Source organism: Patulibacter ginsengiterrae, assembly GCF_056269115.1.
Genome location: NZ_JBWDOG010000015.1, coordinates 18871 through 42112, shown reverse-complemented (window position 1 = coordinate 42112; position 23242 = coordinate 18871). Strand labels below are relative to the sequence as shown.

The following is a 23242-nucleotide window of genomic DNA, read 5'->3' as shown; positions in this document are numbered from 1 at the left end:
CGAACCCAGCCGACCGTCCCGACCGTCCCGACCGTCCCGACCCAGCCGACGGCCCGGGCGACCCGACCCGCCCGACGCCCCCGCGATCCCGGCGCTCGGTGATCGCGCCATCATGCCGGTGTGACCCGCCCCGATCGCTCCCCCGCCGCCGCGACCGAGGGCGCGCCGCCGCTCGCCGCCGACCACGACGCGCTGCGGCCGCTGGTGGCGACGACGCTCGACGCGCTCGCCGCGGGGGGACGACGACGCGGCGGCCCGACGCCGGCCGGGGCCCCCGACGGTCCGCGCCGCGCGCTCGACGCGTTGCTCGACGACGGCCCGGCCGAGGCCTCCGGGGCCCTGCCGCAGCGGGGCCGGGGCGGGCAGCAGGCGCTCGCCGAGCTGGTCGAGCTGCTGGCCGCCGGCCACACCGATCCCGCCGATCCGTTCTGCGCCGCCCACCTGCACTGCCCGCCGCTGGCGGTCGCCGTCGCCGCCGACCTCGCCGCGGCTGTGCTCAACCCCTCGCTCGACTCCTGGGACCAGGGGCCCTCGTCGGCCGCGGCCGAGGATCGCGTGATCGCGGCCCTGGCCGAGCTGGCCGGCTTCGACCCGGCCGAGGCCGGCGGCACGATGACGACCGGCGGGACCGCCTCGACCCTGACCGCGCTGCTGCTCGCCCGCGAGGCCGCCAGCGGGCCGATACGGATCGCCTGCTCGACGCTCGCGCACTTCTCGGTCGGACGGGCGGCGCAGGTCCTCGGCCTCGACGACGACGCGGTCCGGGCGGTGCCGATCGACGACGACGGGCGGATGCGCGTCCCGGCGCTGGAGGCGCTGCTCGCCGACGAGGCCGACCGCGACTGGGTCGTCGTCGCGACCGCCGGCACCACCGACCTCGGCGCGATCGACCCGCTGCCGGCGATCGCCGACGTCGTCACCCGTCACGGCGCCTGGCTGCACGTCGACGCGGCCTACGGCGGCGGGACGCTCTTCTCCCCGCGGCTGGCGCCGCTGCTCAGCGGGATCGAACGCGCCGACAGCGTCTCGCTCGACCTCCACAAGCTCGGCTGGCAGCCGGTCGCCGCCGGGATGCTGCTGCTCCGCGAGCGCGCGCGGATGGCCCCGATCGACCTCCAGGTCGCCTACCTCAACACCGTCGACGACGACGAGGCCGGCTACGAGGACCGGCTCGGGCGCTCGCTGCGCACGACCCGGCGGCCGGACGCGTTCAAGCTGCTGGTGACGATGCGGGCGCTCGGCCGCGAGGGGATCGCGGCGCTGGTCGAGCACTGCCACGCGCTGGCGGCGGTCGCGGCCGAGGCGGTCGCCGCCGAGCCGACGCTCGAGCTGCACGGCCCGCCGACGCTGACGACGGTGCTCTTCCGCCCGGTTGAGCCCGACCCGGTCGCCCGCGACGAGCGTTGCGCGCGGGTCCGCCGCCGGCTGCTGCACGAGGGCCGCGCGGTCATCGGCCGGACCGAGACCCCGGGCGAGGGGCCCGGCCAGCGCTGGCTGAAGCTGACGCTGCTGAACCCGGCCGCGACGCCCGACGACGTGCGGTCGCTGGTGCGGCTGGTGGCGGAGGCCGGCGCGGCCGAGGCCTGATCGGGCGAGCGCCGCCGGCACCGGCCGATCGCGGGCGACCCGGCGATCGACACGCGGCGTGGCCGGCGACCGGGGCGGCCTCCCGCGACCCGCTCAGGCGCTCGCGTACTGCTTCCGTCGCCGGAGGCAGAAGCGCAGGTGCTCGGGGAGCAGCCAGGCCTGGCTCCAGTTGACGACCCGCCCGTTGCGGGTGCAGGTCTGCTCGTCGAGGTAGAGCGCGGCGGCACCGGGCTTGGCGTCGAGCCGCCGCGCCATCTCGCGGTCGAGCACGACCGGGACGACGTCGCAGTCGGAGTACTCGACCTCGAGCTCCTCGTGCCCGAGCAGGACGTCGAGGACCGAGCCGTCGAACTCGCGCAGCAGCGCCGACGGGCTGAGCACGTCGACCGGCACGTAGTCGACGATCCAGCCGACCGGCGCGCCGCCGTAGAGCTTGATCCGCTGGACCAGCATCGCGCGGCTGCCGGGCTCGACCTTCAGCCGGCTGGCGGCCTCGCCGGTCACCTCGACCTCGGAGATGTCGAGCTCGGCGCTGGTCACCGCGCGGCCGGAGTCGCGGGCGAAGGTCTCGAACGAGCAGAGCCGGTCGAGGCCGGAGGCGATCGTGTCGGACTGGGGGAGGACGGTCGAGCCGTGGCCCTGCCGGATCACGATCAGGCCCGACTCCTGGAGACTGCGGAGGGCGGCCCGAACGGTCACGCGGGAGACCCCGTAGCGGTCGCACAGCTCGGCTTCGGTCGGCAGCCGGTCGCCGGCCGGGGTGGCCCCGGTGGCGATGAAGTCGGCGTAGACGGCGTCGCGGATCTCGTCGCCGAGCGACCGGCGGGTGCGGCGCTTCGGCGGGGGCGGGACGGTCCGCCGCCCGGTGGTCGGCTCACTGCTCACGACCAGACCTTACCAGTCAACGAACGACATTCGATAGCTAGCAGTTGACATTTGTCCTACAAGTTGAGAGTCTGGCGCCGCACGGTGCCGAACGACCTTCCGGCACCGGCCATCACCCGGACGAGAGAGAGACGATGAGCAGCACCGCAACCGCGGAACCGCCAGATCTGGCGGCCCGCTCACTCGGGGACGTCGACGACGGCCTGAGCAACGGCGACCTCGCGCCGACGCCCCCGTCGCAGCGCACGTGGTCCGCCTGGCACTACGCCGCGCTCTGGATGGGGATGGTCCACAGCGCCTTCGGCTTCGCCGTCCTCGGCGGGATGATCGCCGGCGGCATGTCGGCCTGGCAGGCGCTGTTCGTCGTCCTGATCGCCAACCTCGTCCAGCTCGGCTTCATGGTCCTGACCGGCCGGGTCGGCGCCCGCTACGGGATCCCCTACGCCGTCTGGGCCCGCACGACCTTCGGGACCTTCGGCGCCAACGTCCCCGCCGTCACCCGCGGGATCGTCGCGATCGGCTGGTTCGGCGTCCAGAGCTACCTCGGGGCGACCGCGATCAACGCGCTGCTGGTCACCGTCTTCGAGAGCTGGCGCAACTTCGACAGCGTGATCGGCGGGGTCGCGGCCAACCTCTGGGTCGCGATGATCCTCTACTGGGCCGTCAACTTCGTGGTGATCCGCCACGGGATGGAGACGATCCGCCGGTTCGAGAGCTGGGCCGGCCCCGCGGTCTTCGTGGTGATGGTGCCGGCGCTGATCTGGGCGGTCGGCCAGATGGACGGCCTCGGCCCGGTCTTCACCGAGTCCTCGCGCTACGAGAGCACCGGCAACTTCCTGCTCCACGGGTTCCTGCCCGGCGTCGCGCTGTTCGTCTCCGCCAGCTGGGCGACGATGGTCCTCAACCTGCCCGACCTGACGCGGTTCGCGCGCTCCAACCGGGCGCAGGTCCGGGGGACCGTGATCGGGCTGCCGCTGGCGACGGTCGTCTTCTACCTGATGGCGGCGATCATCGTCTCCGGCACCCAGGCGGCGACCGGCAAGCTGATCTGGAACCCGGCCGACGTCCTGATCGCGATCGACATCCCGGCCTTCACGATCGTCGGGGCGCTGCTGATCGCCGTCGCGACGCTCTCGGTCAACGTCGCGGCCAACCTCGTCTCCCCGGCCTACGACATCACCAACCTGCTGCCGCGGGTCTTCACCTTCAAGCGCGCGGCCAGCCTCGCGATCGTGCTCGGCTTCGTCTACATGCCGTGGAAGCTGATGGAGGATCCCGACACGCTGTTCCGGGTCCTCAACAACGTCGGCGCGATCATCGGGCCGGCGACCGGGATCATGCTCGCCGACTTCTACGTCGTGCGCAAGCGCCGGATCGACGTCGGCGCGCTCTACCGGCGCCACGACCGCTACTGGGCCCAGGGCGGCTTCAACCTGGTCAGCCTCGGCGTGCTCGCGGTGGTCAGCGTCTTCTGCCTGCTCGGCCAGCTGGTCGACCCGATCGCCTGGAGCTACGACTACGCCTGGTTCGTCGGCGTCGGCCTCGGCTTCGTCCTGCACCTGGCCGCGGTCTTCGCGATCAAGCGCCGGCGCGGCGAGCTGCCGCTCGAGTTCCGACCCGCCGGCGACACCGGCACCGAAGCCGAATTCCTCATGGAGGGGACCGATGGACGCTGACCTGCTGATCACCGGAGCCGTCGTCGCCGACGGCGAGGGACCGCGACGGACGACCGACGTCGCCGTCCGCGACGGCCTGATCGTCGCGGTCGGCGACGGGCTTCCGGCCGAGCACGCCGGCGAGGCGATCGACGGCCGCGGCAGGCTGCTCTGCCCCGGCTTCGTCGACATGCACGCCCACTCGGCGCTCGAGCCGTTCGAGCGGCCGGCGCTGGAGCCGAAGGTCGCCCAGGGCTTCACCACCGAGCTGCTGCATCCGGACGGGCTCGCGCCGGCCCCGGTCGACCCGGCCCGCCGTGACGACCGCCGGATGTACCTCGTCGGGCTCGAGGGCCGCGGTCCCGGGCAGTGGAGCTGGTCGAGCTTCGACGAGTACCTGGCGGCGCTGGCCGAGACCGGTCCGGCGACGACGCTGGTCCCCTCGGCCGGCCACGGCGCGATCCGCGACTACGTGATCGGCAGCGACGATCGTGCGCCCGACGCCGGTGAGCTGCGGCGGATGCGCGACGCGACCCGGGCCTGCCTCGAGGCGGGGGCCCGCACGCTCTCGTTCGGGATGATCTACCTGCCCGGGCTGTACGCGGCGACCGACGAGCTGGAGGCGATCTCCGAGGAGGCCGCCCGCTTCGGCGCGCCGCTGGTGCCGCACGTCCGCAACGAGGCCGGCGGTGTGCTCGAGGCGATCGAGGAGTTCGTCGGGATCGCCCGCCGGACCGGCGCCCCGCTGCACCTCTCGCACCTCAAGCTGGTTGGCCACGCCGAGCTGGTCGAGCCGCTGTTGGCGCTGCTCGACCGCGCCTCGGAGGAGGTCGACCTGAGCTTCGACCAGTACCCCTACGGCGCCGGCAGCACGGTCCTGACCGCGCTGCTGCCGGCCTGGGCGCTGGAGGGCGGCGGCGAGCGGGTGCTCGCGCGGCTCCACGACGCCGACACCCGTGCGCGGATCGTCCGCGACGCGGTCGACGGCCTGCCCGGCTGGGAGAACCTCTACTCCGCCTGCGGGCCCGAGCAGATCGTGATCGCGCACGCTGGCCCCGCCGGCCGCGAGGCGATCGGCCGGACCCTCGCCGAGGTCGCCGAGGAGGGCGGCCGGCACCCGATGGTGGCCGCGCTCGACCTGCTCCGCGACACCCGGCTCGACGTCGCGATGGTCGACCACTACGCGACCGAGGAGACCGTCCGCGCGCTCTTCTCGCACCGGCTCGGGCTGGTCGGCTCGGACGGCATCTACGGCACCCGACCGCACCCGCGGCTGTACGGGACCGCCGCCCGCGTGCTCGGCCGCTACGCCCTCCGCGACGGGCTGATCAGCGTCGAGGACGCCGTCGCCCGGCTCTCCTCGCGCGCCGCCGACCGGGTCGGCCTCCACGACCGCGGCCGGATCCGCGAGGGCCTCCGCGCCGACCTCGTGCTGCTCGACCCGGAGACCTACGTCGACATCGCGACCTACGACGACCCCTGCCGCACGCCACCTGGCGTCGAACGGGTGCTGATCGCCGGCGAGACCGTCGTCCGCGACGGCGCCACGACCGGCGCCCGACCCGGCGGCGTCGTCCGCACCCCTCGTCCCCAGAACTCCGACCGGAGCCCCCAGTGAGTCACCCCCGCACCACCCCCACCCCTGACCTGGACGCGATCGACGGCGAGGCCGTCGCCGACCTCGCCCTGCGCCTGGTGCGCGAGGCGAGCCCGTCCGGCCAGGAGGGCGCCGTCGCCGCCGTCGTCCGCGAGGCGCTCGAGGCGCTGGACTTCGAGGTCGAGGTCGATCCGCTCGGCAACGTCACCGGCACCCTCGACGCTGGCCCCGGCCCCTGCGTCCTGCTCGACTCGCACATGGACACCGTCGGCGTGACCGACCCGGGCGTCTGGACCCGCAACCCGCAGGGCGAGATCGCCGACGGCCGCCTCTACGGCCGCGGCGCGATGGACATGAAAGGCCCGCTGGCCGCGTCGATCATCGGCGCCGCCGCGCTCCGCGGCAGCCTCGAGCGCGGCCGGGTCGTGATCTCCGCCTCGATCGCCGAGGAGCTGGCCGAGGGCCCGCCGCTGATCCCCGTGCTCGAGCGCGTCCGCCCCGACCGGGTCGTGATCTGCGAGGCGACCGGCCTGCGGCTGTCGGTCGCCCAGCGCGGCCGGGCCGAGATCCTGGTCGACGTCGAGGGCCGCCCGACCCACTCGGCGCGTCCCGACCTCGGGATCAACGCGGCCGAGGTGATGGCCGACGTGATCCGTGCCTGCCGCGAGCTGCCGCTGCCCCACCACGACCTGCTCGGCGACGGGATCCTCGTCCTGACCGACGTGATCAGCCGTCCCTACCCGGGCCTCTCGGTCGTGCCCGACCGCTGCCTGGCGACGTTCGACCGGCGGACCCTGCCGGGCGAGAGCGAGGCCGACGTGCTCGGTCCGATCCAGGCCGCGATCGACGCCGCCTGCGCCGCCTACGGCACCCGCGGCACGGCCTCGATCGCGATCGACCGCTACGAGACCTACACCGGCGCCGCGATGGAGACCCCGAACTTCGCGCCCGCCTGGGAGCTGTCCCCCGACGCGTCGATCGTGCAGGCGGCGCTCGCCGGCCTGCGCGCGGCGGAGCTGGGCGCCGAGCTGAGCCACTGGTCGTTCTGCACCAACGGCAGCGGTAGCGCGGGACAGCTCGGCCTGCCCACGATCGGGTACGGGCCGGGCGACGAGGGCCAGGCGCACCGCGTCGACGAGCAGATCGAGCTCGCCGACCTGCGGACCGGCGCCCAGGGATACGCGACGATCGTCGACGCGCTGCTCGCGCTCGACGTCAACGAGGAGGCATGAGCATGGGCCAGGCACGGCTGCACCGCAACACCACCGCGTCGCCGCTGGCGGCGTCCGCGACCGGCAACGACTCGCTGCGGTTCCACCGCACGCTCCCGGACTACGCCCCGTCCCCGCTCGTCGACGCCCCCGCGGCGGCCGCCGCGCTCGGCGTCCGGCGGCTGCTGGTGAAGGACGAGTCCGCCCGCCTGGGGATGCCGTCGTTCAAGATCCTCGGCGCCTCGTGGGCGACGTTCCGGGCGCTCTGCGCGCTGCTCGACCGCGCCCCCGAGACGGTCGCCGGGCTCGACGAGCTGCGGGCCGCGCTCGCGCCGCGGCTGCCGCTCGAGCTGGTCGCGGCGACCGACGGCAACCACGGCCGCGCCGTCGCGCGGATGGCGAAGCTGCTGGGGCTGACCGCGCACATCCTGGTGCCCGACGACATGGTCCCCGCCCGGATCGCCGGGATCGAGGAGGAGGGCGCGCGGGTCACGATCGTCGCCGGCAGCTACGACGAGGCGGTCGCCGCCTCGGCTGCGCTCGCCGACGAGCGCCACCTGGTGATCTCCGACACCTCCTGGCCCGGCTACGAGCAGGTCCCCGGCTGGGTGATCGACGGCTACGCGACGATCGGCCAGGAGCTCGACGAGCAGCTGCACGAGCTCGGCGTCGAGCAGGTCGACGTCGTCACGGCCCAGATCGGCGTCGGCGCGTTCGCCTCGGCGGTGGTCTCGTACTTCCGGCCCCACGGCGCGACCATCGTCGGGGTCGAGCCGACCCGCGCCGACTGCGCGATCGCCTCGATCGAGGCCGGCACGATCGCGACCGTCCCCGGCCCCCACGACTCGATCATGGCCGGGCTCAACTGCGGCAGCCCGTCGCTGATCGCCTGGCCGGCGCTGGTCCAGGGGATCGACTGGTTCGCCGCGGTCGAGGACGACGCCGCCCGCGACGCGATGCGGCTGCTGGCGAAGGACGGGATCGTCTCGGGCGAGAGCGGCGCGGCCGGCCTCGCCGGGCTGCTGGTCTTCGGCGCGGAGCTCGGGCTCGAGGCCGACCAGACGCTGGTCGTGATCTCGACCGAGGGCGCGACCGATCCGGTCGGCTACGCGGAGATCGTCGGCGTCGAGGCGACGGCCGTGGGCGCCTGATGCGCACCCTCGTGCGCGGGGGCGAGGTCGTCACGACCGCCGGGGCCCGACGGGCGGACGTCCTGATCGACGGCGAGCGGATCCTCCAGGTCGGGCTCGACCTGGAGGCGTCGGTCGACGCCACGATCGAGGCCGCCGGCTGCCTGGTGCTGCCGGGCCTGATCGACAACCACACCCACCTCTCGATGCCGACCTCGGGGACGGTCACCTGCGACGACTTCGAGAGCGGGACCGCGGCCGCGGCGGCCGGCGGGACGACGACGATCGTCGACTTCGCGATGCAGACCGACGGCAGCCTGCTGCGCGGGCTCGAGGCCTGGCACGAGAAGGCCGCCGGGCGCGCCCACATCGACTACGGCTTCCACCTCTCGATCAGCGACGCCAACCCCGAGGCGATCCGCGAGATGCAGCAGGCGGTCGACGAGGGCGTCTCGACCTTCAAGGTCTTCATGGCCTTCAAGGGCGCGTTCATGGTCGACGACGACCAGCTGCTGCGGGTCCTGCGGCGGACGGGCGAGACCGGCGGGATGCTCCAGGTCCACGCCGAGAACGGCGACGCGATCGACGTCTACGTGCGCGAGGCGCTGGCCGCGGGCAACACCGCCCCGAAGTACCACGGGATCACCCGTCCGCCCGACCTCGAGGCCGAGGCGACCGCCCGCGCGATCCGGCTCGCGCGTTGGGCGGGACGGCCGCTGTTCGTCGTCCACGTGACCTGCGAGGGCGCGGTCCGCGAGATCCAGGCCGCGCGCGACCGCGGCGAGCCGGTCCACGCCGAGACCTGCGTCCAGTACCTCGTCCTGACCGACGAGGAGCTGGCGCGGCCCGGCTTCGAGGGCGCGCAGTTCGTCTGCTCGCCGCCGCTGCGCACCGAGCACGACCAGCAGGTCCTGTGGCAGGCGCTGCGGCAGGGCGCGCTCGAGAGCTGCTCGACCGACCACTGCCCGTTCACCCTGGAGCAGAAGGCGATGGGGCTGGGTGACTTCTCGAAGATGCCCAACGGCCTGCCGACGATCGAGCACCGGCTGTCGGTGCTCTACGACCGCGGCGTCCGCCGGGGCCGGATGACGCTCGGCGAGCTCGTCGCGACGACCTCGACCAACCCCGCCCGGCGGTTCGGGCTGGCCCCGCGCAAGGGCGAGATCGCGCCCGGGGCGGACGCCGACCTGGTCGTCTTCGACCCCGAGCGGGAGCAGACGATCTCGGCCGCGACCCACCACTCGGCGTCCGACTACGACCCCTTCGAGGGCTGGACGTTGCGGGGCGCGCCGCGCACGGTGCTGTCGCGCGGGGACGTCGTCGTCCGCGACGGCGTGGTCGTCTCGCGCCCCGGCCGCGGCCGCTACCTCCGCCGCGACGTGGTCGAGGACTGAGCGGTGCGGCTGCTGGTGGTGAACCCGAACACGACCACCGCGATGACCGACGCGATCCGCGGGGTCGCGCGGGCGCGGGCCCGGCCGGGAACCGCGATCACGGCGCTGACCGCGCCGTGGGGGCCGGCCTCGATCGAGAGCCACGCCGAGGAGGCGGTCGCGGCCGTCGCCACGGTCGAGGCGATCGCGGACCACGTCGCGGGCCACGACGGCGTGATCATCGCCTGCTTCGGCGACCCGGGGCTGGAGGCGGCGCGCGAGATCTCGCCGGTGCCGGTGGTCGGGATCGCGGAGGCGGCGATGCTGACGACGCTGCCGCTCGCCCGTCGGTTCTCGGTCGTCGCCGCGCTCGACCGCGCCCACCCGCTGATGGAGGACACCGTTCGGCGGCACGGGCTCGAGGCGCGCTGCGCGTCGGTCCGCACCACGGGCCTCGCGGTGCTCGCGCTGGAGCAGGATCCGCTCGCGACCGAGGACGCGATCGTGGCCGCCGCCCGGCGTGCGATCGACGAGGACCACGCGGAGGCGATCTGCCTCGGCTGCGCGGGGATGGCGGGCCTCGACGAGCGGGTCGCGGCGCGGGTCGGGGTGCCGGTGATCGACGGCGTGGCCGCTGCGGTCACGCTGCTCGAGGGGCTGGTCCACGCCGGCCTGACGACCAGCCGCGCGGCGGCCTTTCGGGCGCCCGACCCGAAGCCGTCGCAGCCGCGTCCGGCCCGCTGAGCGGCGGCGCCGGGGCGGGGTCGGGGTCGGGGTCGCCCGCCGTCGTGCGTGGGCCGCGGGGTGACGGGCGGCAGCGCGTGGCGGCCGGCGGCCGGAGCGCTGTCGATTGCCCACCGTGGAGGTGGCAAACGCATCGCGGAGCGCGCTCGGCGGGCCCGCCCCGGCCGAAACCGCCAGCTTCCAAGCCAGTTCTTGCCGATTAGTGGTGGGAACGGCCGCGACGGTATAGGTTTCCCGAACTCCTGAACGCGGGGAACTCCGGTGTGAATCCGGGGCTGACGCGCAGCGGTATGGGGGACGACTGGATCGTGCATCCACTGGGCCTGGAACTTGGGCCTGGGAAGGAGATCCGGAAGGCCGAACCCGAGCCCGAACACCCGGTCAGGGGACCGTTATCCGTCTCGCGATCCTGGACGGCCGGCTCCGCTGCTCCTTCGGGAGGGGTGCGTGCTCGTCGCCTGGAAGACAGGAACCCGACATGCACCCAGATCCGCGCGGCTCACGCCGCCCGTCGTCCCCGACGGACGCCCCTGGCCTCGCTGCCCGGCGTTCCGACGTCCTCTCGCGAACGGATGCCCGTTCATCGATTCGAGAAGGGACGGCCTCCGTGCCGCACCACCATCGCCGTCGACGCGCCGTCGTCCTCGGCACCCTCGCCGTCGCGCTCGCCGCGCCCACCGCGGCGTCCGCCCTGACCCTCACCCAGGGACCGGGCGGTCCGTTCGCGACCGGCGCCAACCCGAGCGCGGTCGCCACCGGGCGGCTCTCGTCCTCGGCCGGCGCCCGCCGCGCGCTGTTCGTCGTCAGCACCTCCGCCAGCAGCGTCAGCGTCCTCCGCAACGACGGCTTCGGGGCCTTCGCCCCGGCGACCGGCTCCGCGATCAGCGTCGGCGCCTACCCGGGGGCGATCGCGACCGGCGACCTCGACGGCGACGGCAAGCTCGACTTCGTCACCACCAGCGCGACCACCAACACCGTCAGCGTGCGGCTGGGGAACGGGGCGGGCGGCTTCACCGCGGCCCCCGACCTGGCCGACGTCGCCGCGCCCGGCCAGCAGCCGATCGCGGTCGTCGTCGCCGACTTCGACGGCGACGGCACGCTCGACCTCGCGACCGCCAACAGCCGCTCGACCCAGCCGGCCGACCCCGCCCCGCGCGATCCGGGCGGCGTCAGCGTGCTCCGCGGCGCCGGCGACGGGAGCTTCGCCGCCCCGGTCCGGACCGCAGCCAACGGCACCGGGACCGGGGCCGACACCCAGTCGCCGCGCTCGCTGGTCGTTGCCGACCTCGACGGCGACGGCAGGCCCGACCTGGCCACCGGCAACAGCCGGACCGCCGACCTCGCCGCGGCGCCGGCCACGATCACCGTCCTGCGCAACGACGGCAGCGGCGGCTTCAGCGTCGATCCCGCCGGGCCGATCGCCTCCGGCGGTCCCGGCCGCGGCCGGATCGTGGCGGGCGACCTCGACGGCGACGGTCGCCCCGACCTCGTCGCCGCGAACTACGGCTCCGGCGTCAAGTCGCTGAGCGTCGCCCGCAACGACGGCAGCGGTCGCTTCACCGCCGCGGTCGTCACGACGGCGATCCCCGATCCGCCGAAGCCGCCCTACACCGGGATGGCCAGCTGCGCCCCGACCGGGACCCCGGGGATCGGCGACCTCGACGGCGACGGCAAGCTCGACGTCGTCGTCACCAACACCACCTACGGCTCGGTCTGCCTGATGCGCGGCGACGGCCAGGGCGGCTTCGTGGCCGGGCCGGCGATCAAGCCGGCCGACGTCGGCGTGCCGAACGCGGCGCTCGTCGTCGACGTCGACGACAGCGGCAGCCAGGACCTCGTCCTGCCCAACGGCCGGCCCTCCGGAGCGGTCGGCGTGCTGCTGGGCGGCGCCTGGTCGACGCTCGCCGGCGACGGCGGCTTCGGCCCCCAGACGCTGGCGACGATCAGCGCGACCAAGAGCTTCACCGTCACCAACACCCGGCCCGACGGGCTGCCGCTGGTCGTCGACGACGCGAGCGTGACGGGCACCGACGGCGACGCCTTCCCGGTCGTCTCCGACAGCTGCACCGGCCGCCCGGTCGCGGTCGGCCGGAGCTGCCGGGTGAAGCTCGCGTTCGCCCCGTCGGTGCTCGGCGCGGCCAGCGGTCAGCTGGAGCTGCGCTCGGATCCGGTCGCGCTCGCCGCGGCCCCGGTCCCGTCGACCGCGGCCGACCTCGGACTGCTGCCGCTCACCGGCAACGGGATCGCCGCGCCCGCCGGGCCGCAGGGCGACCGGGGGACCGACGGGAGCGACGGGGCGGTCGGTCCCGCGGGGGCGACCGGCGCCCGCGGCGAGGGCGGCGTCGGGATCGCCGGCCCGCTCGGCCCGCAGGGGCCCGCCGGGCTCCAGGGCACGCCGGGAGCAGCTGGTGCCCGGGGAGCAACGGGGCCGCGCGGACGCGACGCCCGCGTGAGCTGCCGCGTCCGGCGGGTCGCCGGTCGCCAGCAGGTCCGCTGCACCACCACCACGACGGCGAAGACGGCCCGGGCGGGCACCCGCGCGAGCCTGACCCGCGCCGGCCGCACCTACGCCCGCGGCACGCTCCGGCAGCTGCGCGCGATCCGGCGGGTGACCGCGGGGCGCTACACGCTCCGCGCCGGTCGCACCCGGATCGCCGTCCGCGTCCGCTAGCCCGGCGACGCCGCTCCTCCCGGTTCCCGACGGCGCGCCACCCGCGCGCCGTCGGCGACCCCTCGTCCCATCACCGCCAGAGGTCCCGATGCCACCCGTACACCGTCTCGTCCCGCTGCTTCGGCGGAGCGCCGCGCTCGCCGCAGCGACCGCCGTGCTCGCCGTCCCCGCCGCGGCCGGGGCCGCCAGCGACCCCCAGATCGCGACCGCCGTCGACCGCGCGGCCGACTGGATCGCCGGTCGCCAACTGGCCAGCGGTGCGCTCGGCCCGAACGGCGGGCTCGACCCGTCGTGGGCCCTGATCGGGCTCGCGGGCAGCGGCCGCCACGCCGCCGACCTCCGCACCACGCCGGGGGCCGCGAGCGCCCAGGACTACTACCTCAACCTCTGGACCCGGACCCCGGACGCGCAGTGGTCGAGCCTCGGCACGCCCGCCGCGACCGACTACGAGCGGGCGATCCTCGTCGGCCGCTCCGCCGGCCTCGACCCGACCCGGCTCTCGGCGTCGCGCAACATGCTCGCCGACCTCGCCGGCTTCTACCGCCCGGAGACCGGCAGCTTCGCGCCGGCCGGGCTGGTCAACCACCAGATCTTCGCGCTCCAGGCGCTGCTGGTGCTGCCGGTCGCCCCGGCCCTGGTCGCGCGGACGGCGGAGACGCTGGCCGATGCCGCGGTCGACGGGGCCGGCGTCTGGCGGATCCCCGATGTCGACCTGACCGGGGCGGCGGTCGGCGCGCTCTGCGGGGCCGGGCGGACCCCCGCCGATCCGGTCGTCGCGGCCGGGATCGCCAAGCTCCGCGGGGCGGGCGGGGCCAACAGCAGCAGCACCGCCTGGGGGATCGACGGGCTCGCGATGTGCGGGATCGCGCGGGGTGGCCCCGCCTGGACGAGCGGCGACGAGCAGGCCGTCGACCGGATCCTCGCCGCCCAGCTGAGCAGTGGCCCCGACGCCGGCGCCTGGCCGTACTCCGGCAGCACCGGCAACCTCTACACGACCCAGGACGCGCTGCGGGCGCTGGTCGCCCCGGGCTTCTCGGTCGCGCCGCCGGCCCGCGCCAACCCCAGCGATCCGGCCGTCCGGCCCGTCCCGGCGGTGGCGGACGGGACCCCGGTCCCGGTGACGCTGTCGGTCGACGTCGGCGATCCGGCGGGGCTCCGCTTCTGCCGGGTCGTCGTGCCGTCGGGGAGCCCGCTGGCGAGCGTCCTCGCCGAGGCCCGCCGGACCGCCGCGCCCGCCGGCTGCGTGACCGGCTGGACCGTGGCCGACGGTCGCCTGAAGACCGTCAACGGCCGCTACTCCGACGATCCGGCCGGCGGCTGGCGGAGCGCGATCGACCGCGGCCCGGAGACGACCGACGCCGCGACGCCGGTCCGCTTCGGCGCCAGCGTCGCGCTGACCCTCGCCCGGCCAGCGGCGGGACGCGTCGACGACGATCCGACCCCTCCGACCGGGGAGCCGGGGCTGCCGACCGGCGGGCCGGGCGATCCGCCGGTCGTGCCGCTGCCCGGGATCGCGCCGCCGCTCGTCCCGGACGTGCGCCCCAAGGCCCGCGCTCCGCGTCCCACGACCGCCCCGCTGCGGGCGAGCTGCCGTGTGACCGACCAGCGCCGCCGCGCGGTCCGCTGCGTCGTCCGTCGGGGGACCGCGCGCTCGGCGCCGCGGCTGGCCGCCACCACGACGCTGCGCCTGACCCGCTCCGGGCGGACGACGGCCCGCGGGACGGTTGCGCGGTTGCACAGCGCCCGCCGGCTGCCGCGCGGCCGCTACGTCCTCGTCGTCCGCGAGCCGAAGCGGACCACGCGCCTGCGCGTCGTCCTCCGCTGACCGGCGATGCCCGCTCCCGCGACCCCCACCGACCGAGGGACCTCCATGACCTCCGTACGCCGATCGATCCTCGTCCGCAGCGCGCTGCTCTCGGGGACGCTGCTCGCGCTCCTGCCGGCCTCCGCGACCGCGCTCGAGACGCTCGTCCCGGTCCCCGGGAGCCCGTTCGGGCTGCCCGGGGGCAGCGTCGACGGGCAGCCCGTCCACGAGGGCAACCCGGTCGTCCTCGGCCTCTTCGACGCCGACGGCGACGGCCGCCCCGACGCCGTCACCCTCAACGGCAACGGCACCCAGGCGACCGTCGGCGTGCTGCCCGGGGACGGTCGCGGGGGCTTCGGCGCGACGACCCTCTCGCCGGTGGGCGGGGGAGCGACCTGGCTCGTCCGGGGCGCGGTCGCCGACGTCGACGGCGACGGGCGCGGCGACCTGGTCTTCGGCTACGGCGACGCGGGCGGGGCCGGCGCCTCCGGCTTCGGGGTGATGCGCGGCCGCGGCGACGGGACGTTCGCGCCGGTCAGCTGGACGCCGGTCACGTCCGGGTCCTTCAGCGACGTCACCAGTCTCGCGGTCGGTGACCTGAACGGCGACGGCACGCCCGACGCGGTGGTGGTGACGGCCCAGCGCCAGGCCGCCCACGTCATCCGCCGCTTCCTCGGCGCCGGCGACGGCACGTTCACCGCGCTCGGCTCGCCGACGCCGCTGAAGCAGGCGCCCGGCGACGACCTCGGCAGCTACCCGCAGTCGGTCTCGGTCGCCGACGTGACCGAGGACGGCAAGGCCGACGTGCTGGTCACGCGGATCCGGATGCCCGGGATCGCGCCGGGAACGCTCGGCGTCAGCGTGCTCCGCGGCGACGGCCTCGGCGGTCTCGCGGAACAGGCCGAGAGCCCGTTCTCGACCGGCGGACCGGGGGCGGCCGGCGGGGGCGGGGTCAACGCGACCCACCTCCAGATCGCCGACCTCGACGGCGACGGCCACCGCGACCTGGTGACGATCAACAAGCACGCGCCGACGACCGGCGGGCTCGACGCGAACCCGGTCGGCGCGACGGTCAGCGTCCTGCGCGGGGACGGGGCGGGGCGCTTCGCCGCGTCGCCGGGAAGCCCGTTCCCGGTCTACGCGGCGGACGCGTTCGAGCCCGATCCGTTCCCGCTCGACGCCCACGTCGCCGACCTCGACGGCGACGGCCACCCGGACCTGGCGGTCGCCAACGAGCGTGACGGCCGGATCGTCGTCCTCCACGGTCGTGGCGACGGCGGCTTCTCGCTGGTGCCGGACCTGAGCCGGTCGCTGCCGGCCAGCGCCCAGGGGCCGTTCCTGCTCGCCGGGGCCGACCTCGACGGCGACGGCCGGGCGGACCTCGCGCTCGCCCACCAGCTCCGCAACCGGACCCAGATCTCGGTCTGGCGCAACCCGGCCCCGGCCGCGCCGGAGGAGCCGGCGAAGCCGGGCGAGGGCGGCCCGGCGGGGCCCGGCGGCCCGACCGGCTCCGGCGGCGGCGCGGGTGGCGCGCCCGGTCCCGCGCCGGTTCCGCCCGCACCGACCCCGCTGCCGGAGGGGCAGCCCCGGACCGTCGCGCCCGGCCTGGTCGTGCGGGTGCGCCCGGCGACCGTGCGCGCCTCACGCGGCGGCAGCGCCCGCTTCGTGCTGACCGTCCGCAACCCCGGCCGCACCCCGATCCGCGGCGCCCGCCTCTGCGTGAGCGTCCCGAAGCGACAGCTGCGGGCCCCCGCCTGCGGCCGGCTGCCGGCGATCGCCGCCGGCCGGACGATCACCCGCAAGCTCGCCCTGCGGGTCCGGCCCGCCGCGACCCGCGGCCGTCCGGCGCAGGCGCGCGTGGCGGTCACCGCGCCCGGCAGCAGCGTCCGCGCGACGTTGCGCGTGCGGGTGCGGGTGCGCTGAGTCCCGGCGGTCGCCGGCTCGTGCCGACGACCGCCACCCCGGAGCCGACGCCCGCGTGCGGGTCGTCGGCGCCGGTCCCACCGTTGGCCGTCCGGCCGATGCGGCGGCGCCCGGGCCCTCCGGCGCGTCCCGTCCCACACACCAAGGAGACACCCATGAGGACCACCACCATCCTGCGGCGCGCCGCAGCGATCGCCCTGGCGATGCTGGCGCTGCCGGCCGGCGCCTCGGCGGCCAACGTCGGCGTTCGCGTCGAGGGCGAGATCGTGACCCAGCAGTCGCGCGTCGTCGTCCCGATCGGCACCGGCTCGGGCACGGCGCAGAAGTACGACAACAGCGGCGCGCTGCCCGGCGGCTGCAAGGACGACACCGGCGCCCAGGCGCTCGAGCGGGCGGTCAGCGGCAACTGGGACCGCGCGCCCTACATCACCACGATCAACTCCGAGTACCACGGCTTCTCGCCCGACAGCTGGACGATCTACCTCAAGAGGGCGGGCGCGAACTGGAGCTACGCCGACTGGGGGATCTGCGACCTGCACCTGGCCGACGGCGACGAGCTGCTGCTCCAGGCCGGCGACAACATGACCGTCGCCAACTGGCGTCCGTACTCGCCGGTGCTGGTCTGGAACAGCTTCCCGACCACGCCGCAGTCGACCTCGACCGCGGTCAGCGTCTCGCTCAAGAAGTGGGTCGTGCCGAACGTGCCGGACGACGAGGATCCGGCCTTCCCGGGCAGCCACTGGCTGTCGCCGCCGATGGTCGAGAGCGACGCCGCCAGCTACAAGCTGACGGCCACGAAGGCCGGCGGCCCGACCTTCACCGCGACCACCAACGCGTCGGGCGTCGCCTCGCTGGCGATCACGACGGCCGGGCTCTACAGCCTCAAGGCCGACGCGACCACGACCGGGATCACCGGCAACTGGTCGCGCTCGCTGCCGGGGACGGTCTGCGTCCGCAGCAGCTCGGGGGTCCAGCCCTGCTGAGCCGCTGACGGGCGGGCGGCAACCGTCGCCCGCCCGCGCTGTCGGTGCTGCGCGCCTCGCGGTGCGGTCCGCCTTGCGGTGGCGCGCGCCTCGGCGGCTGCCCGCCCTGGCTGCCCGGCTGTTCCGCCCGAGCCGTTCGTGACCGGTTGACCTTGAGCGCCTAGGAGAGGCTCGGCGTCAACCGGTCGCCGGCCAGGGGGCCGAGGGCGTGTTGGACGAGGCAGCGCCCATCCGCTCCTGGAGGTCGACGTCGGCCAGCGAGGCCCGGATCGCCCGCACGATCGGCGAGGCGGGATCGGTCCCGGCGGTCACGAGCCCGACGGTCGGGGCGACCACCGGATCGACCAGCGGGTGGACGCCGACCCCCGGCGGCAGCTCGCGCCCCGCCAGCCAGGCGTGCCCGACCACGGTCGACCAGCCGTCGCGCACGAGGTCGAGCAGGACCCCGAACGAGTCGGCCTCGATCCGCGGCTGGGCGGTCAGTCCGACGCTGCGGAGGCTGGCGTCGACGGTCCGTCGGTGCTGCATGTCGTCGGTCAGCAGGCAGAGCGGCAGGTCGACGATCGCTGCCCACCGTGCGGGGCCGGCGGGCAGCGCCTCGGCGGTCAGCAGCACGAACCGCTCGCGGTAGAGCGGCACGATCGCGAGCTCGCGGGACGGTTCGTCGACGTAGGTCAGCCCGGCGTCGAGGGCGTGGGCGGCCAGCCCGGCGACGATCCGCTCGGTCGGCCAGGTCCGCATCTCGACGCGGACCCCGGGGTGGGCGCGCAGCAGCGGCCCGACGACGCTCGGGACGGCGGCGACCGCGGTCGGGATCACCCCGAGCCGCAGGGTCGCGGTCAGCTGGCCGCGCAGCCGCCCGGCCTCGGCGGCGAGCGCGTCGGCGGCGCCGACCGCCGACTGCGCCCAGCCGAGCAGCTCGCGGCCCTCGTCGGTCAGCGTGACGCCGCCGCTGCCGCGGTCGACCAGCCGCAGGCCGAGCTCCGCCTCGAGCTTGCGCACCGCCATCGAGAGTGCTGGCTGGGAGACGTGGCAGGCGGCGGCGGCGCGGCCGAAGTGGCGCTCGCGGGCGAGCGCGACGAGGTACTCGAGCTGGCGGAGGATCATCGGCGACTCATCAGTGCTGCTTATCGTAGGTGCACCCAAAGATATTTGCCTTCGATCAGTGGCGTCGCCATGCTCCCTCGCCGCAATGCCGTCGTTCCGCCCCCGCCGCCCTTCCGCCCATCTCGACCCCGGAACGGGGCGGCCCGCTGCTCGCCGTCATCACGTGGTCCTGCCCCACCTGCGTCTGGGGGCCGGCGTGTTCGTCAGCGCGGTGATCCTGGCTGCGGTCGGCGCGGCCGCCGGCGAGCCGCTGCTGATCGCCCCGCTGCTGGCGACCGCGGCACTCAAGCACACCGCGCCACACAGCCCCGGGGTCGCCCCCCACCGGGTCGTCGGCGGGCACCTGCTCGGGGCGCTGACGGGGATGACGGTCGGGGCGCTGCTCGGCGACGGGACGATCGCGATCGCGGCCGCGGCGGCCGTCGCAGCGGTCCTGATGCTCGGCCTCGACGTGCTCCACGCGCCGGCGGTCGCGACCGCCTACATCGCGGTCGAGCAGCACGGCGACCACTGGTTCCCGGTCCAGGTCGTGCTCGCGGGCGCGGCGGTGCTGGTCGCGACGACGGTCTTCCTCTCGCCGCTGCTGCACGGGCACGCCTACCCGGTCCGAGCCCCGCGGACGGCCGACGCGACCAACGCCGGCTGAGCCGCGGCGCGGGTGGGGCCGGGGTGGGGTGAGCCGGGGTCGGGTCGGGCGTGGGGCTGGGGCGGGGTCGGGCGTGGGGCTGGGCGTGGGGCCGGGGCCGGAGTGGGGTGAACCCCGGGGGCGGGCGTGAGGGCGAGGGCCGCGGCCGGACGAAGCGGGACCCTGTCTCGTTCTCTTTGAGGTTGACCACCGTAGAGGTGGCAAACCTCAAAGAGAACGAGAGGGCCCTCCGCCTCAGGCCTCCGCTGCCCTCGCCCTCACGCCCCCTCGGCCCCGCCCCTTCGGCCCGTGCCCCGCGTCCGGCCGCTCCCCGCGCCCGGCCGCCCCATGCCTCGCGCGCCCCTAGGCCCCGCGCCCCGTCGCCTCGCGGCCTCGCGCCCCGCGCCCCCCCCGCCCCCTCAGGCGGCCTCGGCCACGACCACCGCCCGCTCGCTCCGCCGCCGGGCCAGCACGCCGCGCGGGCCGAACAGGTAGGCGAGCACGAACTGGAGGGTCAGGACGCAGACGATCGCGCCGCCGGTCGAGGCGTCGAGGTGGTAGCTGAGGTACGTCCCGAGCACGCAGGCCAGCACGCTGCTCGCCGCGGCCCAGCCGAGCATCCGGCCGAAGCGGTCGGTCAGCAGGTAGGCGGTCGCCCCGGGGGTCACCAGCATCGCCACCACCAGCACGATCCCGACCGCCTGCAGGGCCACGATCACCGTCAGCGCGAGCGCGCCGAGCAGCAGCGCCTCGAGCCGCTGCGGCGAGAGGCCGATCGCGTGCGCGTGGGTCGCGTCGAAGGCGTAGAGGACGAGGTCGCGGCGCTTGATCAGCAGCGCGCCGAGCGCGACCACGCCGATCACGACCGCTTGGGCGATGTCGCCGTCGCTGACGCCGAGCACGTTCCCGAACAGGATGTGGAAGAGGTCGACCTGCGAGGGGATCACGCTGACGAGCACCAGCCCGAGCGCGAACAGGCCGGTGAAGACGATCCCGATCGCCGCGTCCTCCTTGATCCGACTGGTCCGGTTGAGCCCGCCGATCATCGCCACCGCCCCGGACCCGAAGATGAAGGCGCCGATCGCGAACGGCAGCCCGGCGACGTAGCTGAGGACGACTCCGGGCAGGACGGCGTGGGAGACGGCGTCGCCCATCAGCGACCAGCCGAGCAGGGTCAGCCAGCACGAGAGCGCGGCGCAGACCAGGCCGCAGATCGTCGCCACCAGCAGCGCCCGCTGCATGAACTCGAACTGCAGCGGGTCGGTGAACCACTCGACGACGGTCATGCGGCGTTCTCCTCGGGGAGCTCGGGGCTGGTGGGGGTCGGTTCGGCCGGGGCCGGGGAGCCGGCCGCGACGGGAACGGACGGCGGCGGTGGGGCGGCCGCGCCCCCGCCCGTCGTCCCGGCCAGCGCCTCGACCGGCACGAAGCCGCCGAACGCGGCCGCCAGCGGCTCGGGGCGCAAGGTCTCGGCGGGCGTGCCCTGGGCGACGATCCGGCGGTTGATCAGCGCGACCTCGTCGCAGAGCGCGGGCACCGCGATCAGGTCGTGGGTCGAGACGAGGATCGTCCGGCCCTCGGCGGCGAGTCCCCGCAGCAGGGCGGTGATCGTCGCCTCGCTGCGCTTGTCGACCCCGGCGAACGGCTCGTCGAGCAGCAGCAGGTCGGCCTCCTGGGCGAGTCCGCGGGCGACGAACGCGCGCTTGCGCTGGCCACCCGAGAGCGCCCCGATCTGGCGCTCGGCGAGGTCGCTCAGCTCGACCCGCTCGAGCGCGGCGTCGACGGCCGCGCGGTCGACCGGCCGCAGCCGCCGCATCGTCCCGAGCCGCCCGTAGCGGCCCATCGCGACGACGTCGCGGACGGAGACCGGGAACGCCCAGTCGACGTCCTCGTTCTGCGGGGCGTAGGCGACGCGCCCGGCCTTGCGGGCGGTGAGCGAGTCGCCCCCGAACAGCGCGACGCTGCCCGTGGTCGGCCGGACGAGGCCCATCAGGGCCTTGAAGAGCGTCGACTTGCCGGAGCCGTTCATCCCGATCAGGCCGTGCACGAGCCCGGGCGCGATCTCCAGCTCGACCCCGTCGAGGGCGAGGGTCGCGGCGTAGCGGACGCTGAGCTCGCGGACCTCGACGACGGGGCCTCCCGTGGCCCCGCCGTCGTCGGCGACCGTGCTCGGCGTCCGGTGGCCGCCTTCGCCGCGGTCGTCGGTCGAGGTCCGGGCCGCTGCGTCGCGGCGGGACGTCTGCCCGATCCTCATCGGGTGCCGCCCTTCGCGCCGAGGCCCGCGACGATCGTCTCGGCGTCACGCCGGAGCAGGTCGAGGTAGGTCGGGACGGGACCGTCGGCGCGCGAGAGCGAGTCGACGTAGAGGGTCCCGGCGAGCCGCGAGCCGGACTCGCGCGCGACCTGCTCCTGGGCCTTGTGGTTGACGGTCGACTCGCAGAAGATCCCCGGCACCTGTCGCTGGCGGACGAAGCCGACGGTGGCGGCGATCTGCTTCGGGGTGCCCTCCTGCTCGGCGTTGACCGGCCACAGGAACGCCTCGTCGAGCGCGAAGTCGCGGGCCAGGTAGGAGAACGCGCCCTCGCAGGTGACCAGCGCGCGGTGCTCGCGGGGGAGCGCGGTCAGGGACCGGCGGACGCTCCGCCCGACCGTCCGCAGCCGCGCGGCGTAGGCGTCGGCGCGGCGGCGGTAGAAGGCGGCGCCGTCGGGATCGAGGTCGGTCAGGGCCTTGCGGATGTTCTCGACGTAGATCGCGGCGTTGTCGACCGACATCCAGGCGTGGGGGTTCGGCTTGCCCGTGTACTCGGAGTCCTGGCCGTCGCTGCCGCTGCCGATCGCGATCGGGGTGATGCCGTCGGTCAGCGTCGCCGAGGGGGTCCGGGCGCGGTCGATGAACTGCTCGAACCAGCGCTCGAGGCCGAGCCCGTTCTCCAGCACCAGGTCGGCGCGGGCGGCGGCCTTGAGGTCGCTCGGGGTCGGCTCGTAGCCGTGGACCTCGGCTCCCGGCTTGGTGATCGAGGCGATCTGGACGCGGTCGCCACCGACCTCGCGGGCCATGTCGGCGATCACCGTGAAGGTCGTCAGGACCAGCGGCCGACCGTCGGCGGAGGCGCTGTCCTCGCCGCTGCCGCAGGCCGTCACGCCGACGGCCAGGAGGACGCCGACGATCATTGCCGTGACCAAACGATGAGTTCGCCGAAGCGTCGGACCAAGTTGTGGCATGCCAAAGATTGAAGCAGACGACGGCCAAGATGACGCCCCGGGGCGTACGGGTCAGCCGATCGGCTGCTGCCCGCGCCCGCGGACGATCGCCTCGGCGGCGTCGCCGATCCCGACGAAGAGCGACGCGCAGTCGGCGACCAGCTGCTCCTGGGTGACGTCGAGGCTGCCGTCGAGCCAGGCGATCAGCAGCTCGGCGACGCCGCCGGCGAGCAGGCCGGAGGTGACCCGCACCAGCGACTCGGCCTCGGGCGGGGGGCGGTAGCCCGCGCGGCCGTAGCCGGCGATCACCTCGGAGAGCGCGCGCATCGTCGCCATCCGGCGCTGCATCAGCGGTTCGCTGCCGAGGGCCTCGATGAAGACGACGCGGGCGCGACGCGGGTCGCGCGTCAGCTCGCGGATGCCGGTGTCGATCGCGGCGAACGCCTGGTCGTGGAGGTCCTCCCCGGCGGCGGCGACCGCGGCGATCACGGCCCGCGTGGCCTCGGCGACGATCTCGTCGAAGAGCGCCACCGCCAGCTGGTCGAGGTCCTCGAAGCTCTCGTAGAAGAACCGTGGGGTCAGCTGCGCCTGCTTGCAGATCCCGCGGACGGTGGTCTGGCTCCAGCCGGAGCCGCCGAGCAGCTCGAGCGCCGCGTCGAGCAGCTGTCGGCGCCGCGCTGACTGGCGCTCGTCGGCGGTCTGTCCTCCGTAGGTGCGCGGCGTGCTCACCGAAGGATTGTCCCAGG

General features: G+C 75.4%; 18 protein-coding genes and 1 riboswitch. Of the genes, 12 read left to right on the top strand and 6 right to left on the bottom strand.

Features of this window, described 5'->3' with window-relative positions:
- Positions 1–120: 120 nt before the first annotated feature.
- Complete coding sequence (locus ACVUH9_RS17365; protein WP_475759153.1) at positions 121–1587, top strand: pyridoxal phosphate-dependent decarboxylase family protein; 1467 nt, start codon at positions 121–123, stop codon at positions 1585–1587.
- A gap of 93 nt (positions 1588–1680) precedes the next feature.
- Here the strand turns inward: ACVUH9_RS17365 and ACVUH9_RS17360 are convergent, their stop codons facing one another.
- Positions 1681–2472: a GntR family transcriptional regulator gene (locus ACVUH9_RS17360; protein WP_475759152.1), complete on the bottom strand. Its 792-nt coding sequence runs from the start codon at positions 2470–2472 to the stop codon at positions 1681–1683.
- Between the two features lie 134 nt (positions 2473–2606).
- Between ACVUH9_RS17360 and ACVUH9_RS17355 the strand changes: the two genes are divergently transcribed.
- The 10 genes from ACVUH9_RS17355 (at position 2607) to ACVUH9_RS17310 (ending at position 17563) form a co-directional block, all read left to right on the top strand.
- A complete protein-coding gene (locus ACVUH9_RS17355) occupies positions 2607–4148 on the top strand; it encodes an NCS1 family nucleobase:cation symporter-1 (protein WP_475759150.1) in 1542 nt (513 codons plus the stop codon).
- The gene (locus ACVUH9_RS17350; RefSeq protein ID WP_475759148.1) at positions 4138–5745 is read left to right on the top strand and encodes an N-acyl-D-amino-acid deacylase family protein; all 1608 of its coding nucleotides are present in this window, start codon (positions 4138–4140) and stop codon (positions 5743–5745) included. Before ACVUH9_RS17355 ends, ACVUH9_RS17350 begins: the two co-directional genes overlap by 11 nt.
- The gene (locus tag ACVUH9_RS17345) at positions 5742–6956 is read left to right on the top strand and encodes a YgeY family selenium metabolism-linked hydrolase (protein ID WP_475759146.1); all 1215 of its coding nucleotides are present in this window, start codon (positions 5742–5744) and stop codon (positions 6954–6956) included. The genes ACVUH9_RS17350 and ACVUH9_RS17345 overlap by 4 nt, the downstream gene beginning before the upstream one ends.
- A complete protein-coding gene (locus tag ACVUH9_RS17340; RefSeq protein WP_475759144.1) occupies positions 6953–8086 on the top strand; it encodes a diaminopropionate ammonia-lyase in 1134 nt (377 codons plus the stop codon). The genes ACVUH9_RS17345 and ACVUH9_RS17340 overlap by 4 nt, the downstream gene beginning before the upstream one ends.
- Positions 8086–9459 carry a dihydropyrimidinase gene (gene hydA / locus ACVUH9_RS17335; RefSeq protein WP_475759142.1) on the top strand — a complete coding sequence of 458 codons (1374 nt, stop codon included), beginning with the start codon at positions 8086–8088 and terminating at the stop codon, positions 9457–9459. Before ACVUH9_RS17340 ends, hydA begins: the two co-directional genes overlap by 1 nt.
- Positions 9460–9462: 3 nt before the next feature.
- Positions 9463–10182, top strand: a complete 720-nt coding sequence (locus ACVUH9_RS17330) for an aspartate/glutamate racemase family protein (protein ID WP_475759140.1) — start codon at positions 9463–9465, stop codon at positions 10180–10182.
- A gap of 220 nt (positions 10183–10402) precedes the next feature.
- A riboswitch (cobalamin riboswitch) is annotated at positions 10403–10581 on the top strand.
- A 208-nt stretch (positions 10582–10789) separates the two neighbouring features.
- Positions 10790–12853, top strand: coding sequence for an FG-GAP-like repeat-containing protein (locus tag ACVUH9_RS17325; protein WP_475759138.1), 2064 nt, complete (start codon positions 10790–10792; stop codon positions 12851–12853).
- A gap of 88 nt (positions 12854–12941) precedes the next feature.
- Complete coding sequence (locus tag ACVUH9_RS17320) at positions 12942–14678, top strand: hypothetical protein (protein ID WP_475759136.1); 1737 nt, start codon at positions 12942–12944, stop codon at positions 14676–14678.
- 45 nt (positions 14679–14723) lie between these two features.
- On the top strand, positions 14724–16580 hold the full coding sequence (locus tag ACVUH9_RS17315) for an FG-GAP repeat domain-containing protein (RefSeq protein ID WP_475759135.1): 1857 nt from the start codon (positions 14724–14726) through the stop codon (positions 16578–16580).
- Positions 16581–16735: 155 nt separating this feature from the next.
- Positions 16736–17563 (top strand): hypothetical protein, encoded by an 828-nt coding sequence (locus ACVUH9_RS17310; protein WP_475759133.1) that lies wholly within the window; start codon positions 16736–16738, stop codon positions 17561–17563.
- Positions 17564–17740: 177 nt separating this feature from the next.
- Here the strand turns inward: ACVUH9_RS17310 and ACVUH9_RS17305 are convergent, their stop codons facing one another.
- The gene (locus tag ACVUH9_RS17305) at positions 17741–18670 is read right to left on the bottom strand and encodes a LysR family transcriptional regulator (protein ID WP_475759131.1); all 930 of its coding nucleotides are present in this window, start codon (positions 18668–18670) and stop codon (positions 17741–17743) included.
- A gap of 163 nt (positions 18671–18833) precedes the next feature.
- Here ACVUH9_RS17305 and ACVUH9_RS17300 point away from each other — a divergent pair, with 163 nt between their 5' ends.
- Complete coding sequence (locus ACVUH9_RS17300) at positions 18834–19316, top strand: HPP family protein (protein WP_475759129.1); 483 nt, start codon at positions 18834–18836, stop codon at positions 19314–19316.
- Positions 19317–19714: 398 nt separating this feature from the next.
- Here the strand turns inward: ACVUH9_RS17300 and ACVUH9_RS17295 are convergent, their stop codons facing one another.
- The 4 genes from ACVUH9_RS17295 to ACVUH9_RS17280 all read right to left on the bottom strand — a co-directional run bounded on the left by ACVUH9_RS17295 (position 19715) and on the right by ACVUH9_RS17280 (position 23225).
- Complete coding sequence (locus tag ACVUH9_RS17295) at positions 19715–20581, bottom strand: metal ABC transporter permease (RefSeq protein ID WP_475759127.1); 867 nt, start codon at positions 20579–20581, stop codon at positions 19715–19717.
- Positions 20578–21543 carry a metal ABC transporter ATP-binding protein gene (locus ACVUH9_RS17290; protein ID WP_475759241.1) on the bottom strand — a complete coding sequence of 322 codons (966 nt, stop codon included), beginning with the start codon at positions 21541–21543 and terminating at the stop codon, positions 20578–20580. The genes ACVUH9_RS17295 and ACVUH9_RS17290 overlap by 4 nt, the downstream gene beginning before the upstream one ends.
- A 2-nt stretch (positions 21544–21545) precedes the next feature.
- Positions 21546–22466 carry a metal ABC transporter substrate-binding protein gene (locus ACVUH9_RS17285; protein WP_475759125.1) on the bottom strand — a complete coding sequence of 307 codons (921 nt, stop codon included), beginning with the start codon at positions 22464–22466 and terminating at the stop codon, positions 21546–21548.
- A gap of 102 nt (positions 22467–22568) precedes the next feature.
- The gene (locus ACVUH9_RS17280) at positions 22569–23225 is read right to left on the bottom strand and encodes a TetR/AcrR family transcriptional regulator (protein WP_475759123.1); all 657 of its coding nucleotides are present in this window, start codon (positions 23223–23225) and stop codon (positions 22569–22571) included.
- Between the last annotated feature and the right edge of the window lie 17 nt (positions 23226–23242).